Annotated in this window: 12 protein-coding genes; 10 read left to right on the top strand and 2 right to left on the bottom strand. The window is 27.8% G+C overall.

Annotated elements, in window-relative coordinates:
- Nucleotides 1-389 precede the first annotated feature (389 nt).
- From H2684_RS11400 to H2684_RS11380, 5 genes are all read left to right on the top strand, one after another.
- Nucleotides 390-692, top strand: a complete 303-nt coding sequence (locus tag H2684_RS11400) for a hypothetical protein (RefSeq protein ID WP_182089524.1) — start codon at nt 390-392, stop codon at nt 690-692.
- A gap of 218 nt (nt 693-910) precedes the next feature.
- A complete protein-coding gene (locus tag H2684_RS11395) occupies nt 911-2989 on the top strand; it encodes a cell division FtsA domain-containing protein (protein ID WP_182089523.1) in 2079 nt (692 codons plus the stop codon).
- 32 nt (nt 2990-3021) lie between these two features.
- On the top strand, nt 3022-4194 hold the full coding sequence (locus tag H2684_RS11390) for a M20 family metallopeptidase (RefSeq protein ID WP_182089522.1): 1173 nt from the start codon (nt 3022-3024) through the stop codon (nt 4192-4194).
- A gap of 252 nt (nt 4195-4446) precedes the next feature.
- Complete coding sequence (locus tag H2684_RS11385) at nt 4447-5406, top strand: RluA family pseudouridine synthase (RefSeq protein ID WP_182089521.1); 960 nt, start codon at nt 4447-4449, stop codon at nt 5404-5406.
- Between the two features lie 23 nt (nt 5407-5429).
- The gene (locus H2684_RS11380; RefSeq protein WP_182089520.1) at nt 5430-7034 is read left to right on the top strand and encodes a polysaccharide biosynthesis protein; all 1605 of its coding nucleotides are present in this window, start codon (nt 5430-5432) and stop codon (nt 7032-7034) included.
- A gap of 35 nt (nt 7035-7069) precedes the next feature.
- Here the strand turns inward: H2684_RS11380 and spoVB are convergent, their stop codons facing one another.
- Nucleotides 7070-8401: a stage V sporulation protein B gene (spoVB, locus tag H2684_RS11375; protein ID WP_182089519.1), complete on the bottom strand. Its 1332-nt coding sequence runs from the start codon at nt 8399-8401 to the stop codon at nt 7070-7072.
- A 197-nt stretch (nt 8402-8598) separates the two neighbouring features.
- Between spoVB and H2684_RS11370 the strand changes: the two genes are divergently transcribed.
- From H2684_RS11370 to H2684_RS11355, 4 genes are all read left to right on the top strand, one after another.
- The gene (locus tag H2684_RS11370; RefSeq protein ID WP_182089518.1) at nt 8599-9906 is read left to right on the top strand and encodes a PQQ-dependent sugar dehydrogenase; all 1308 of its coding nucleotides are present in this window, start codon (nt 8599-8601) and stop codon (nt 9904-9906) included.
- 33 nt (nt 9907-9939) lie between these two features.
- Nucleotides 9940-10656, top strand: coding sequence for a zinc dependent phospholipase C family protein (locus H2684_RS11365; protein ID WP_182089517.1), 717 nt, complete (start codon nt 9940-9942; stop codon nt 10654-10656).
- Nucleotides 10657-10744: 88 nt separating this feature from the next.
- Nucleotides 10745-11293 carry a class I SAM-dependent methyltransferase gene (locus H2684_RS11360; RefSeq protein ID WP_182089516.1) on the top strand — a complete coding sequence of 183 codons (549 nt, stop codon included), beginning with the start codon at nt 10745-10747 and terminating at the stop codon, nt 11291-11293.
- A gap of 124 nt (nt 11294-11417) precedes the next feature.
- Nucleotides 11418-13133, top strand: a complete 1716-nt coding sequence (locus H2684_RS11355; RefSeq protein WP_182089515.1) for a B12-binding domain-containing radical SAM protein — start codon at nt 11418-11420, stop codon at nt 13131-13133.
- A 126-nt stretch (nt 13134-13259) separates the two neighbouring features.
- Here H2684_RS11355 and def read toward each other — a convergent pair whose 3' ends face one another.
- Nucleotides 13260-13733, bottom strand: coding sequence for a peptide deformylase (def, locus tag H2684_RS11350; protein WP_182089514.1), 474 nt, complete (start codon nt 13731-13733; stop codon nt 13260-13262).
- A 208-nt stretch (nt 13734-13941) separates the two neighbouring features.
- On the opposite strand from def, the gene helD reads away from it, so the two are divergent.
- Nucleotides 13942-16233, top strand: a complete 2292-nt coding sequence (helD, locus tag H2684_RS11345; protein WP_182089513.1) for an RNA polymerase recycling motor HelD — start codon at nt 13942-13944, stop codon at nt 16231-16233.
- Nucleotides 16234-16373 lie beyond the last annotated feature (140 nt).

The following is a 16373-nucleotide window of genomic DNA, read 5'->3' as shown; positions in this document are numbered from 1 at the left end:
ACAGCATAGAAATAAAGCACCAGAAAACTGGTGCTAATGTTAAAAGTTTTTTGGGACATTTTCAAAAACGGTTGACAATTAAATATTTATAGCATAGCATATAAAAGAGATTATTAATTATAGCTTTGATAACAATATCATTATTGAGATTAAATTAAATATAAATAAAATATTAATTATATTTAGTAAACATTAATAATATTATGTAAATTAAATTAGAATGTAAACTTAATATAATAAAACAAAACATAGTATATGTGATATACTTTTAGATAAAATTCAAATAATTATTTAATATATTTGTAATATGTGTTATACTATGAATTAGTTATTAATATAACATACTTTTGAAATATGCCTATAAATATATTTATGAGGGAGGAATTTTCGTGATTGAATTCAAGAAGATTTGGGATGATGTGTGTAATATAGTATCAAGTGGTAAAATGAAAAATATTAATGTAATTGAAAACTTTCACAATGGATTTGTAGTCAAAGAAAAAACTAATAATTCTACACATTTTATAACTAAACAGGATTTTGTGGATTTTTGGTGTAACATGATGTGTCTTAATAAGATAGAGAAAAAACAAGTATTGAAAGAAAAGGATCAAGATAAAAAGATAGTATATGAAATTTTAAAAACACTTCCTTATATAAGTGAGAAGGAAGATAGATTAGAATTATCTTAAAATCATTTTAACATAAATGTACTTAAATAAAAGGATGGGTTTATCTACTTGTAAACCTATCCATATTTTTTATTTAAAAAATTATAAATTACTATATACTTGTAATTTGCTTTGTATGGTCATAGTTTACAAATATACTATAATTAATTATAATATTTGTAAGATAGAATACTATTTTCAAATATAACTTTTAAATTACGGAAAAAGAGGTAAATATTATGAGCACTGCTAAACTTAATTCACAGGATGTAATATTTGCACTAGATATAGGTACTCGTACTGTAATAGGTACGGCAGGAATTGTTAAAGATAAAAAATTCCATGTAATATCAGAATATTGTCTTGAACATGAGCAAAGAGCTATGATAGACGGTCAAATTCATGATGTTGGTCTTGTGGCAAACACTGTTTTAAATATAAAAGAAAAAATAGAAAAAGATCTTAATATGAAGCTGGAAAATGTAGTTATAGCTGCTGCAGGAAGATTCTTAAGAACTATAATATCAAAAGAGAGTATGAAAATTGACTATGATAAAGAGATAGATAAAGACACAATAAGAAGTCTTGAACTTACGGCTGTTAGTTCTGCAGAAAGTAAAATAAATAAAGATACAAAGGGAAGATTATACTGTGTAGGATATAGTGTTAAAAATTACTATTTAAATGGTTACTTAATAGGCAATCTTTTGTCACAAAAAGGATCTGAAATTTCAGCAGAAGTTATTGCTACATTTCTCCCAAGATCTGTTGTGGACAGCTTGTATTCTGTTATGAAAAAGGTTGGACTTAATGTAATAAGTCTTACACTTGAACCTATAGCAGCTATGGAAGCTGCAGTCCCTAAAAGCCTCAGAATTTTAAATTTAGCTCTTGTTGATATAGGAGCGGGAACTTCTGATATAGCTATAAGTTGTAATGATTCCATAACTGCATATGGAATGGTGCCAAAAGCAGGAGATGAAGTTACAGAGGTTATAGCGCAAAATTATCTTGTGGATTTTAATTCAGCTGAAAAAATAAAAAAAGAATGCAGTGTATCTGAAAAGATAGTTTATACTGATGTTCTTGGAATAGAAAATACAGTGCCAAGCGAAGAAGTTATTAAATTGATAACTCCAACAGTAAAGAAAATAGCAGATGAAATATCATCTAAAATAATAAGTTTAAATGGAGATAAGTCTCCAAATGCTGTATTTTTAGTAGGAGGAGGAGCACATACTCCTAAAATTCATGAATTTTTAGCAGAAAATTTAGGTATACAGCCACAGAGAATAGCTGTAAAGGGAAGAGAATCTGTAAAAGAATGTGTATGTACTGACAATTCCCTTGAAAGTACAGGGGTTACTGTGCTTGGAATTGCCCTTGTATCCATAAGAAGGCTTGGACATGATTTTATAGATGTTATGTTAAATGGAAGCGTAATAAGTATGTTTAATTCTCATAAACATACTGTTATGGATGTACTAATGCAAGCGGGTATAAGTCCAAAATTGTTAATTGGGAAAAATGGTAAAAACATAAGGTTTGTTTTAAATGGAATAAAGAGAGTAGCTTTTGGAACACTTGGGAAAAACGCAAAAATAACTATAAATGGATTTGAAAAGGGAATGGATGCAGAAATAAAAGAAGGAGATAAAATAGAAGTTGAATATTCTGTTGATGGTAAAAATGCATCTCCAAAGGTTATAGACTATATTTCTAAGGCATATTCTGTAAGCTTTTTTGTAAATGGTGTATTGGAAAATTTAGAACCTATAGCATATAAAGATGATAACAGAGTTGATCTTGACTATTGTATAAAGGAAAATGATAATATTAAAATAATAATTCCTAAAACTATAGGAGATTACAAGAAGTACTTTGCACATTGTGGAAATGAGGCTAAGTTTTATTTAAATGGAAAAATTTTGGAAGAAACCTATGAAATTAAAGAGGGAGATAGAATATCTTTAATATATAATGATATTTCCATAGATAGTAAAGATAAGAAAATAGATATTAAAGATGAAAAAAATGAAAAAGATGGAGAAAAAGTAAATGTAAAACCAATTGAAAATATAAATAAAGATAAAATTCAAAAACTTGAGAATAATAAAAATGAGATAACTGTAATTGCAAATGGAAAACCAATAGTACTAAATGGAAAGAAAAAATATATATTTGTAGATATATTCAATCATGTAGAATTTGATCTGTCTAATCCAAAAGGAGAATTATATCTAAGCTTAAATGGTAAAAATGCAGGTTATTATGATAAGCTTTCAGAAGGAGATGTAATAGAAATTGGGTGGAAATAAAATTTTACTAAATATAATTTTGGAGGATAAATATGGAACTTGATTTTTTGAAAATTGCACAAAATATGAAAGATGAACTAATTGATATTAGAAGAGATCTTCATATGCATCCTGAACTTGACTATGAGCTTAAAAGAACACAAGGAAAAATAAAAGAATTTTTAGATAGAGAGAATATACAATATGAAGAAGTGGCAGATACAGGAATATGTGCTATTATAAAGGGAAATGGAAACAAGACTATAGGACTTAGAGCTGATATGGATGCACTGCCAATTCAAGATATGAAAAAATGTGAGTATTCATCTAAAGTAAAGGGAAAGATGCATGCTTGTGGACATGATGTACATACTACTATACTGCTTGGTGTAGCCAGAATATTAAATAGTATGAAGGATAAATTAAATGGAAATGTAAAACTTTTCTTTGAACCTGCAGAGGAAACTTCAGGTGGGGCAAAAGTTATGATAAAAGAAGGAGTACTTGAGAACCCAAATGTAGATAGGGTAATAGGATTACATGTAGAAGAGGGAATAGATGTTGGTAAAATAGGAGTAAGGTATGGTGTTGTAAATGCAGCTTCAAATCCTTTTACAATAAAAATAAGAGGCGTTGGTGCACATGGTGCAAGACCACATACAGGAATAGATCCTATTGTAATGGCAAGTTATGTTATTGTAGGACTGCAGGAGATAATAAGTAGAGAAATACCTCCAACAGATGGAGCTTTGATTACAGTTGGTTCAATAAATGGAGGAACTGCTCAAAATGTAATACCTTCTGAAGTAACTATATCTGGAATAATACGCACAATGAAAACAGAGCATAGGGAATATGTAAAAAAGAGACTTCGTCAGGTAACAGAGGGAATAGTAGAATCTATGAGAGGAAGTTGCGAAATAGATATAGAAGAGAGCTATCCTTGCCTTTACAATGACGACACTGTTATTAAAGATGTAGTTTCATCAGCATCTCATATTATAGGTGATAAAAATATAATAAATCTTGAAAATCCAAGTATGGGTGTTGAAAGCTTTGCATATTTTTCAATGGAAAGGCCATCGGCATTTTACTATCTTGGAAGTGGTAATAAAGATAAGGGCATAGTCAATCCTGCACATGGAAGTTTATTTGATGTAGATGAAGATTGTATACCAATAGGTATTGCAATTCAATGCAGAGCAGTATATGATTTCTTGAAATAACTTAATATTTATATAAAAATCCTCGCATTTATGCGGGGATTTTTAAAACTATATTAACCTGAAAATTATAGTATTATCAATTCTTTTATATCTTATCAATTAAAAAATATGTTGATTTGAATTGGAATGTTATTATATAATTAATTGTTGAACAAAAAACCGGCAAGAATATAGTCTAAACCACATATTTCAAAAATTATTTGTCGATTATAGTTATATGCATATTTTATATTCTTGTATAGGAGTGAGAAGATGAAAATAGAAATAGGAAGTAATGAAGAAGGTCAAAGACTTGATAAGTTTTTAAGAAAATGGTTAAAAGATGTGCCTTTAAGTGCTATATACAAGGCTATGAGAAAAGGAGATATAAGGGTAAACGGCAAAAAGAAAAAGGAAAAATATTTTCTTGAAAAAGGGGATATTGTAGAGGCAAATTATATTTTTTCCAATAATAAGAAAAGTGAATTTATAAGTATAGATAGTGGATCGTTAAAAATTATATATGAGGATAAAAATATGATACTTGTTGAGAAGTGGCCAGGTGTACTTGTCCATTCTGATAATAAGGGCAAGGAAAACACTTTAACTGATTATGTATTATCATACTTATATGATAAGGGTGAATATAAGCCTGAAGATTCACCTACATTCTCTCCATCTCCATGTAATAGACTAGACAGAAATACATCTGGAATTGTAGTATATGGGAAAAATTATAATTCCCTTAAGACATTAAATGAAATGATAAGGAATAGGGATTTAGATAAATACTATATTGCAATTGTAAAGGGAACTTTAAAAGATGGGGAATATACAGCATATATACATAAAGATAAAGAAAAAAACATATCAAGTATATGTGAGTTTTCAAAGAAAGATACAAAGAGAATATCTATGAAAATAAAAAATTTAAAAACATGTGGATTGTATTCTCTTATTGAAATAAATTTGATTACAGGAAGAAGTCATCAGCTTAGAGCTCATCTTGCATATATGGGTAATCCAATTATAGGAGATCCAAAATACGGAGATTCAAAAGTTAATAGTCATTTTTACAATAAATATGGACTGGTATACCAATATCTGTATGCATATAAATTGCATTTTAAAAATTCTACGAAAGATTTTTCATATATTAATGGAAAAACTATTACAGCGTCACTTCCGCCTATATTCAAAAAAATAAAAAATGATTTATTTGAAAAATTTTAACCTTTTGATGGGGAGTTTTGAATATGAAAGAACAGTCAACAACTAAAGGCTTTGCAATATTATCTGCAGCAGGTATGGCTACTAAGGTCTTGTCACTTTTGTATATTCCATTTCTACTTAGAATAATTGGAGATGTTGGATATGGTATATATGGAGCATCCTATCAGATATATGCTTTTGTCTTTGTTATAACTAATTCAGGAATACCAGTTGCAATATCAAAGCTTATATCGGAGTTAAATGCAATTGGAAATTACAGGGATTCAATAAGAGGATTTAAAATAGCAAGATTTATGCTTATTATGCTTGGAATAGTTATGTCAATCTTCCTTGTCGTTTTTGCCATGCCTCTTGCAAAATTAACTAAGTATAAAAGTGCCTATCTCTCTCTTATTTCCCTAGCACCAGCTATACTTTTTACTTCAGTATCTTCTGCTTACAGAGGATATTTCCAAGGAAATGGAAATATGACACCTACTGCAGTGTCGCAGGTTATAGAGCAGGCATTAAATATTGTATTTTCACTTATTTTTGCTGCTTTTCTAATAAAATATGGAGTAGAGGTAGGGTGTGCAGGAAGTACTATAGGTACTTCAGTTGGTGCATTGATATCTGCTTCTTTTCTTATGATGTGTTATAGTCAATATAGCAAGTCTTTAAAGTGGAAAAATTCACAGTATACTGTAATTAAAATAACTACAAGACAAATAGTAAGAAAAATAATAAATTATGGTATTCCAATAACACTTTGTGTAGGTATGACTTATGCTGGAAATGTAGTTGACCTTATGAATACAAAATCAAGGCTTATATTTGGGGGCTTTACAGAAGATACGGCAACTATGCTTTATGGTTTTTTGGTAAAGTACCAGCAGCTTTTAAATGTGCCAATTGCAATAATTTCATCTCTTGCTATGGCAATACTTCCAGCTATATCAGCTGCCTCTGTAGTAAATGACAAATTAGAGGTAAAAAATCGTATAAACTATTCTTTTAGATTGTGTTTTTTAGTTGCCATTCCATGTGCTGTAGGGCTTGCAATTTTGAGTCAACCTATATTCTCTCTTCTTAAATTTAGAGGAGGGGCCTATATAATGAGATTTGGTTCAATAGTACTTGTGTTTATGGCTGTTATGCAGATACAGACAACTATACTTCAGGGTATAGGAAAGCTATATGTGGCAACGGTATATTCTATACTAGGTATAACTTTTAAAATAGCTGTAAACTATTATTTAATTGCTAAGCCACATATAAATATACTTGGAGCTATAGTTGGAACTATTATAGGATATTTGATACCTATAATTTTAAATCATAAAAAGATAAATGAATCTCTTAAGGTAAATATAAATATGATTACTCATGCAGTAAGACCATTAATTTCATCTATTGTAATGGGCATTATTGTATTTTTTGTGTATTATATATTGAATATGCTTACAGGATTTATGAGTATAGAATATATTTCCAATGCCATAGCAACTATAATTTCTATTTTAGTAGGTATGTTTGTATATGTATTTATGATGGTATCTATAGGTGGGGTAACAAAGAGAGATTTAGACAATATGCCTTCAACTGTAAAGAGATTTATTCCTAAACTTATACTTATGAGAATAAAATAATTTTCACATAAATGTGAAATAGTAAAAGATAACTTCTAAAGCGGATTATAGAAGTTATCTTTTACTATTTCATACATATTTAAAGTTAAGCTAGTTATAGAGGTTATCAGAAGGCTTATACCACAGCCATATATGTTTAAGGAATGTATACCTGTTAATATGTATATTAAAATCAGATCTTCTATTGATACTAGTATAGAATTCCTTAGAATTATATTTTGCTTTCCAAGTCCATTTAAAATTCCAAATGTAGCTACGGACATAAAACTTATAGGTGCACATAGGGATATAAATTTTATGTACTTTCCTATATCATCTCTTTTATAGAATAATTGCCCAAGATAATCTGGAAAACAAAAACATATTATCATAGTAACTATTCCAAGTATAGCAGATATTTTAAGAACTTGGGAAATTCTATTTTCAATTGAAAAGTAATCTTTTGCACTTAACTTTTCAGACAAATCAGGAATTAACACTATTGATATTGAATTTAGTATAGTAGTTGGAAAGAACACTATATTCATAGACATTGCTTTAAATTTGCCTATCATTGCAAGGGCAACATTGTAATCTATACCTGATGATACTAGTCTTCTTGGTATAATAAGTGCAGAAAATGCAGAAAGTGCAGTAGATAAAAAACCGTTTATGCACAGTGGAAAAGAAACTATCAGTATGTCAAATATAAGTTGAAATTTATCAGGTGTATATTCTTTTGAAATAGTGTAGTGTCTTCTTTTTAATCTATACACTATATACAAAAGTACAAGGCTTGTTAGCTCTCCAAATGTAAGTGTTAAGTAGGCAGCTGTTACTGTATTTTTTACACTTTTAAGTGAAAAAGCAGTTATTATACTTATAATTATTACTATTCTCAAAAATTTTTCAAATACGTCTATAAGTGCAGGAATTTTAACATCAGAAGTACCATAAAAGTATCCCTTTAATATACAGGATAGGGAAATAAAAAACATAGCAGGACATATTACTTGTATTGAATGAACTGCTCTTATATCATCTATTATATTCATTCCTATATATTTTGCATTTACAAATACAAAACAAATTATTATAAGGGACCATACTGAGTCAAATAAAAAAGATACAGAAATAGATCCATCTAAATTTGAAAAATCGTCTTTTTCAAAATAAACTGCCGCTGTTTTTGATATAGCAGTTACCATACCACCACATATAAGACAGATAAAAAGATCATATATTGGCATTATAAGATCATATAGCCCCATACCTTCTGCACCTAGATATTTTGATAAAATCATAGAAAATACAAAGGCAAATATACTGGTAATTAAATTTGAAAAAATCATTATAAGTGAACTTTTTAAAAATCTATCTCTTTTCATAAAAAACTCCTGAATTTTAAATTTAGGTTGCAAGTTTATATACACTTGTTAAATAGTTATGATTGGACAAATAAATATATTCTAAAATTTAAAGTACAGTATTTTAAATAATAATTTTGTTTCACGCAAAGTATTCATATATATTAAATCTTTTAAATATATATGTTTTGAGAGATATTGTTTAGGAGATTATGTAAATGAAAAAGATTTTTAAAATTGCACTTTTAATATGTATTGCAGTTGTAGCTGCATATATAATTAAGTTCTATTTTTATAGGTATCATTATAAGGTGAATCCAAAAGTATTGGATAGAAGCCTTTCATTTAAAATAAAGTACAAAGATTTAAAAGGAGCAGTTGACTTTACATCAGATGAAAAAGGTAATTATTACATAGCATATAAGTCTAAAATTCAAGTTATAGATAAAACTGGCAGAAGTTATAATATAATTGAAAATGAAAATTTTGATATAAGCAGTATAGATTATAAGGATGGAAAGTTATATTATGCGTCAAAAGATAAAATATATTGTTATGATATAATTGAAAGTAGAAATACTGAATTCTTTTCTGGAATTCCAAACTATGGAGATTACAATAAGAGCATTGTAAAGATAAATGGAAATTATTTATATGTATCAATAGGAGCTGCCACTAATTCTGGAGTTGTTGGGAAAGACAATATGTGGAATGACTCTAAGACCTATGTTCACGATATTACTCCAAGTGACATAACACTAAAGGGAATAAATTTTGAAAATGGAACTACTGGAGCTTTTCAAAGTTATGGAACTAGAAGTATAAAGGGTCAGGTTATACCTTCACATTTTCCTGGAAATGCTTCAATTATATTTATAAATATAAATACAAAAAAAGCTTCTACATTTGCCTGGGGAATAAGGAATGTACTTGGAATGGATTTTAATTTTGAAAATAAGTTATTTTGTTCTGTAGGTGGTATGGAAAATAGAGGAGCAAGACCAGTTTCAGGTGACAATGACTATATATATGAGATAGAAAAAGGAGTATGGTATGGATGGCCTGATTACAGCGGAGGAGATCCAATTACTTCACCTAAATTTAAAGGAAAAAATGGGCTTTCATTTTTACTTGAGAATCATCCAAATATGAATCCACCATCACCTATTTATCAGAGCCTCAAAGTATCTAGTTTAGGTTCTATAGCTGTAGATAGTTTAGGTAATATAGGTGAAAAAAATTGTATATTTTTTTACAATAGTACAGATAATTTAATATATAATTTTAAATACCCAAAAGTTGAGAAAAGTGAAATTAAATTTGGAGAAAATTCTCTAATAAAGAGCATGAAAATATACGGTAAAAGTTTATTAATACTTGATAGTAAAAGTGGATATATGTATAGTATAAATAAAAAAGATTTTAATAACATTAAAGATCTTAAGCAATATAATAATGTATATGTGTATCTCATTCTGTCAGCTATAGTTGCTATAATTCTAGTTTTAAAAGTTAAAAGAGATTAAAATTAATTATGGAAAGAGGGAATTATTCTTAAGATGAAGGGAAGATTCGAGAGGACATATGGCACAGCAGTAAGGAAATTGTTTTTTGCAGTAAATCCTTTAAAGAAAAAAATAATGAAAACAAATTGTACTGTTCACAAGTTTATAATGATAAGGTCAATTGAAATATTAAAAAATGATGGATATAAAGAAGAATCTGAGTATTTTAGAGAAAATATTTTGAGATTAAATTCAGGGGTTAGCTGGGCTGATCAGGATTTTAAAAGCTCTAATCACTTTTATCATGTAAGTAGGGGAAAGGGTCTTTATGGATTTTCAGATGCTCTTACAGAATGTAAAAAATATTATAACAAGTCGATTTCTATGGCCAAAGCAGGAAAAATGGATGAATCTCTTTTTTATTTTGGAGCAGCCTGTCATCTTATTCAAGATGTAACAGTTCCACAGCATGTTAACAACAGGCTTTTAAAGAGTCATAGAAAATTTGAATTGTGGATTATAAGTAAGCTTATGTCTGACTACTCTTTTGTTGCAAATAACAATGTAGTTAGATATGAAAGCTTAGATGATTATATAAAAAACAATGCAATAATGGCAAATAGCACTTATATAAAAAATTTGGATGTTAAATCTACAGATGAAAGGTATTGGAATATAGCTTCTACAATATTGAAAGAAGCACAGAGGACTACATCTGGATTTATGCTTGATTATTACGATAAAATAAAATCTCTTAAAATCCTTCCTTAATTTGAAGGATTTTTTTTTATTTTATAGAATTTAATTATATAGTGTATTTACTTATTATGGAAATAGCTTAGGTAACAGGAGGAATTTTATGATTAAAAAAGAGATATTTATAAATATGGAAAATGAGATATTTAGAGGTAATTTACTTGACATTGGACTAGAGAACAATGGAATAATATATAACATATACAAAGAATTTAATCATGGTATAAATTTAGAATATATAAGAGGGCAAGATGGTGAAAAAAACATACAAAAGGGAAGCTATGACATTTGTATACTGTTATTTTCTTTTGGTAGCATATGGTCAAAAAACAAGAGAAAATCCATTATAGAGCATATACACAGATATTTAAATAGAGATGGAATGCTTTATATATGGGATATAGATAAAAAAGTAGGTAGGATATTTAACGGAGATATAAAGATATTAGTTCCAGGGAAAAAGTTAAGGACTATAAAGATAAGAAATTTTAATCTTATTGAAGATAGTTCGAAAGAAACTACATTGAAACTTATTGAAAAATATTTTGAATTGAAGGAATATAATTTTACAAATGATGTATATCATATAAAGGCCCAAAATAAGTGTGAAGATGAGGCTCTAAAAGAAGTTTCAGTAAGTAGGGATGAGTAATTCAGTGCTATTTAGAGTGTTAAATTTACTTTGATATACTAGGCTGTTAATTTTATATATATCTAATTTGTGTTAATATATTTTATAAAGAGTATAAGAGTGTGAGAGGAGAATTTATTCACAAATGAAAATAGTATTGACAGCTATAAATGCAAAGTTTATTCACAGTAATTTGGCAGTTAGATATTTGAGGGCTTTTACAAAAGATCTTGATTACAAATGTATAATAAAAGAGTTTTCAATAAATGATAGAAGAGAGAAAATGCTAGAAGAGATAATAAAAGAAAAGCCAGATGCAGTTGGATTTTCATGTTATATATGGAATATAGATTTTTGCAGATCTCTAGCAAGGCTTATAAAGCTTGTAGATCCAAGTATAAAGGTATTCTATGGTGGACCAGAGGTATCTTATGACAGTGAAACATTTTTAAACTCCAATGTAGGCGATTGTGTAATATGTGGGGAAGGTGAGAAAACTTATTATGATTTGGTGAGTTTTGCAATTGAAAAGGAAAAGGCAGTCCACAGAGGTAAATCTAGCCTTAAAAGATTAAAGGACATAAAGGGATTGTACTTTAGGGAAAATGATAAAATTGTATTTACTGGAAAAAGGGAAGCTATGGATATGAATGAAATTGTATTCCCCTATGATGAAGATGACAATTTAGATAATAAGATAATATATTATGAAACTTCTCGTGGTTGTCCATTTAAGTGCAGTTATTGCCTATCATCCACTACACATGGAGTTAGATTTTTAAACATTGATAGAGCTAAAAGAGAATTGAATTTTTTTATAAAAAGAGGATTTAAGCTCATAAAATTTGTAGATAGAACTTTTAACTGTGATCCTAAATTTGCAATTGAAATATGGAATTTTATAATAAATATGGATACTGAGTCCACATTTCATTTTGAAATATCTGCAGATATATTAACTGATGAGGAGATAGAAGTTCTAAACAGAGCACCTAAGGGGAGAATACAACTAGAAGTAGGTGTTCAAACTACGAATACTAAAGTACTCGAAAGTATAAATAGGAATGTTGAATTTTCAAAGATAAAGGATAAAGTATTGAAAATACAGAAATTTCATAATATAAATCAACACTTAGATCTTATAGCAGGCCTTCCATATGAGGATTTTGAATCATTTAAAAATTCCTTTAACGATGTATACTCCATTCATCCAGAAAAAATACAGCTGGGATTTTTAAAGGTTTTAAAAGGATCTTCAATGCATGACAATGCAGAAAAGTTTGGAATAGTCTATGAACCATATCCTCCTTATGAGGTTTTAAAAACAAATTTTATAAGTTATGAAAAGCTAAGAATATTAAAGAGAGTGGATAAGATGGTTGACAAGTACTACAATTCAGGAAAATTTACAAATATAATAAAGTATTTCCTAAATAAATTTAGTACTCCTTTTGATTTTTACAAAGAATTAGGTGACTTCTTTTATAATAAGGGATACTTAAATAAAAATATATCTGCTGTGCAGTACTATAAGGTGTTTTTAGAATTTAACAGTGAATACCTAAATCAAGACAATTTTAAATTAAAGGATATAGTAAAATATGATTATCTTAAATTCAATAAAAAAAGGTGGGTTCCTGATTTTCTCTATACAGAAAAGATAAAAGATGAAGAGAGAATTATAAAAAATATGATTAAAAATGGAAAGATAAATATTTATGGAGATTATCATATTGAGAAATTTTTTATTGATATAAATAAATTTAAAGATGAAAATACAATATGTGAGAGGGAAGAGTATATTGTATTTTATGGTGATGAAATGGAAGATACAATTTATATGGAAGATATTAATAATTAGTTCAGTTGTTAAACTGCTATGATATCAATTATTTAATTTAAAATTGGAAAATACTAAGGAAAACTCTCGCAATTTATATTGTACTTTTAAGCTGAGAGTTTCTCTAGTTATTTTCAGATAGAAACTCTATTTTTTGTCTAATTTATAGAGCTTTTTAGCTTTTTCCATATATAGAATTCCGTTTAAATGGTCTATTTCATGGCAAAATGCATTTGAAAGAAGTCCATCTGCTTTATATGTTACTTCCTTTCCCTCTAAATTTATGCCTGTTACTATAATTCTTTTAGGCCTTATTACAATTCCCTCATAGCCGGGATAACTAAGACATCCTTCTGTGCTTTCACTTCGTCCCATCTTTTTTACTATTTTAGGATTTAAAAGTAGTATTGGAGTAAAGTCATCTGTTTTAAAGTCTATTAATATTATTCTCTTTAATACTCCTATTTGTGGAGCTGAAAGACCTATTCCTCCTTCATCTTCATTTAAAGTATCTTTAAGATCTTTTGCTATATTAATCACAGTATCATCTATTTTTTCAACTCTTCTGCTCACTCTTTTTAAAATTTTGTTTCCATATTTTAATACTTCTTTTACTGCCAAGGGGCATACCTCCTAGATAAATATCATAAAAATTTCTATAGTTAAATTATACATTTATTTATTTATGTAATCAAATTTTAAGCCTTGACATCTTAATAGCTTAAATATAAAATTTACACTTGTATAAATAATATAGTAATTTAACGGTGTGTTTAATTATAAGCTAATTTATTTTAAGATGTAGTTTGAAAATAGGGGGTGTAGAGTTATGGCTATAAAAAAAGAAGATATGATAGAAGAAATAGAGCATCTTGAAGATACTGAAAAATGGATAGAAAATGAAATTGAAAATATAAAGAAGGAAGATAATAGACTTAAAAAAGATATAAATAGTCTAAAAAAACAATTTAAAGGTAGATATAATGAAGAGCTTGAAACAAAGAAAAAATTGTATAATATAACTCATCAAAGTTTGGAAAAATATATGGAAAGTAAGGATCAACCTTATTTTGCTAGAATTGATTTTAGAGAATATAAAAGAGATGAAGAAACTTTTTATATTGGTAAATTTGGATTAGGCGATGTAGAAGATGGAGAAGAAAAAGTAATTGATTGGAGAACACCTCTAGCAGATTTGTATTATAGTGGCACTTCTGGAGATGCTTTTTATAGAGCACCAACCGGAATTGTAAGTGGAAAATTAAATTTAAAAAGAAAATTTTTGATAAGATCTAAAAAACTTGAAGATGCATTTGATGATGGAATAAATGATATTATGTTAAGATCTTCAAATGAAGAGGGAAATACATTAGTAGATGAATTTCTTAGAATAAATCTTGAAGAGAGTGTAAGTAATAAATTAAAAGATGTAGTTGCAACTATACAAAAAGAACAAAATGATATAATAAGAGCAGAAAAAAATACAGCATTAATAGTACAGGGTTCTGCAGGATCTGGAAAGACAACTGTAGCACTTCATAGACTTGCCTATCTTCTCTATAAATATAAGGATAAACTTTCAGCTGATGATATTTTAGTTATAGGTCCAAATAAACTTTTCTTGGATTACATATCGGAAGTTTTACCTGATCTTGGAGTAAATAATGTAAAGCAAAAAACATTTGAGGATATTTGTAAAGAAATATTAAATATAAAATGTAAAGTCATTACTAAAGATAAAAAACTATCTCTCATAGTTGAAAATACAGATCCAAAATATGAAAAATTAATAGTTGAAAGTAGTAAGCTTAGAGGAAGTATAAAATTTAAATGTTTTCTAGATGAGTATGTAAGATATATGGAGAAAAAGGATTCAGATATAGATGACATAAAAGTTGACAATTATGTATTGTTTAAAAAAGAAGAGATAAAGAGACTTTATTTAAATGATATGATTAATTTCCCAATTAAAAAGAGGAAAGATGAGATAAAGAGATATTTTAAATTAAAACTCAATGATAAAATAAAATTAATATTGGATAAAGTAGACTTTTACTATGGATATAAGGCTGCAAGAATTAAGAAAAAGATGGGTGACTGCCAAGAAAGAAGAGAAAAACTTACACAAATATATAATGAAAGAGATAAAAAGAAAAAGCAGCTTACTGTAAATTCAAAAAAATGTTTTGAAAGTTATTTTGACAATTGGAATAATGTAGATTCAAAAGCTAAATATGGGGAATTTTTAAATAACGAAGCATTATTTTTTAATATAACAGGTGATAGGGTAAGTAGAACTTTATGGGAATTTATGAAAGAAGAATTTGAAAATAATATTAAAAAGGGAATTTTAGATAGTGATGATTTAACTTCCCTTGTATATCTTAAGTTAAAAATAGAAGGTATACCTGATAAGTTTATGTATAAGCATATAGTTGTAGATGAAGCTCAAGATTATAGTAAGGTTCAATATTCAGTAATGAAGGAGTTTGTTAGCAATAATTCTATGACAATAGTAGGTGATATAGCCCAGGGGATATATTATTACAAAGGTATAGATAGTTGGGAAAGTTTAATTGAAGATATTTTTCAAGATAATTTTAAATATGTGGAATTAACAAAAAGTTATAGATCTACTATTGAAATAATAAATTATGCAAATAGGGTGCTAAAATTTCAAAAAAATGGTTTACAGCCTGCTACTCCTATTTTAAGGCATGGAAAAGAACCTGAAGTAATTGAATTTAATACAAATAGGGAATTTGGAGAAAAATTAGATGAAATTGTAAAGTATGTTAGATCTCAAAATAAAAAAAGTATAGCAGTTATAGGTAAAAATTACGATCAATGTAAAAAGATAAGAAGTTATTTGAAAAAGTATAGTGAGTACAACTGGACTGTTATAAAAGATAATGATAAAAATTTAAAGCTGGATTGTATAATAATACCTTCATATATGACTAAAGGTTTGGAATTTGATTGTACTGTAGTATACAATTGCAATGAAGAAAATTACAAGAATACAAAGCTTGATCAGAAAATATTATATGTAGTGTTGACAAGAGCACTTCATTTTGAATATATATTTTATTCCGGAAAGGTATCAAAATTGTTAAGATAGTAATTATTATTTAATAATAACGCTTACATTAATCAGAAACTATTTAAAATGTAAACTACATGTGTTAAAATTATATTAAATAACATATATGATATTAGGATAAACTATAAATAGAAGCAATGATTATAATATGGGAGGTT

This window comes from Clostridium sp. cel8, assembly GCF_014050525.1.
GTDB lineage: Bacteria > Bacillota > Clostridia > Clostridiales > Clostridiaceae > Clostridium_B.
Note: the sequence above shows the minus strand (reverse complement) of the source record. Positions and strands in the feature narration are given on the sequence as shown.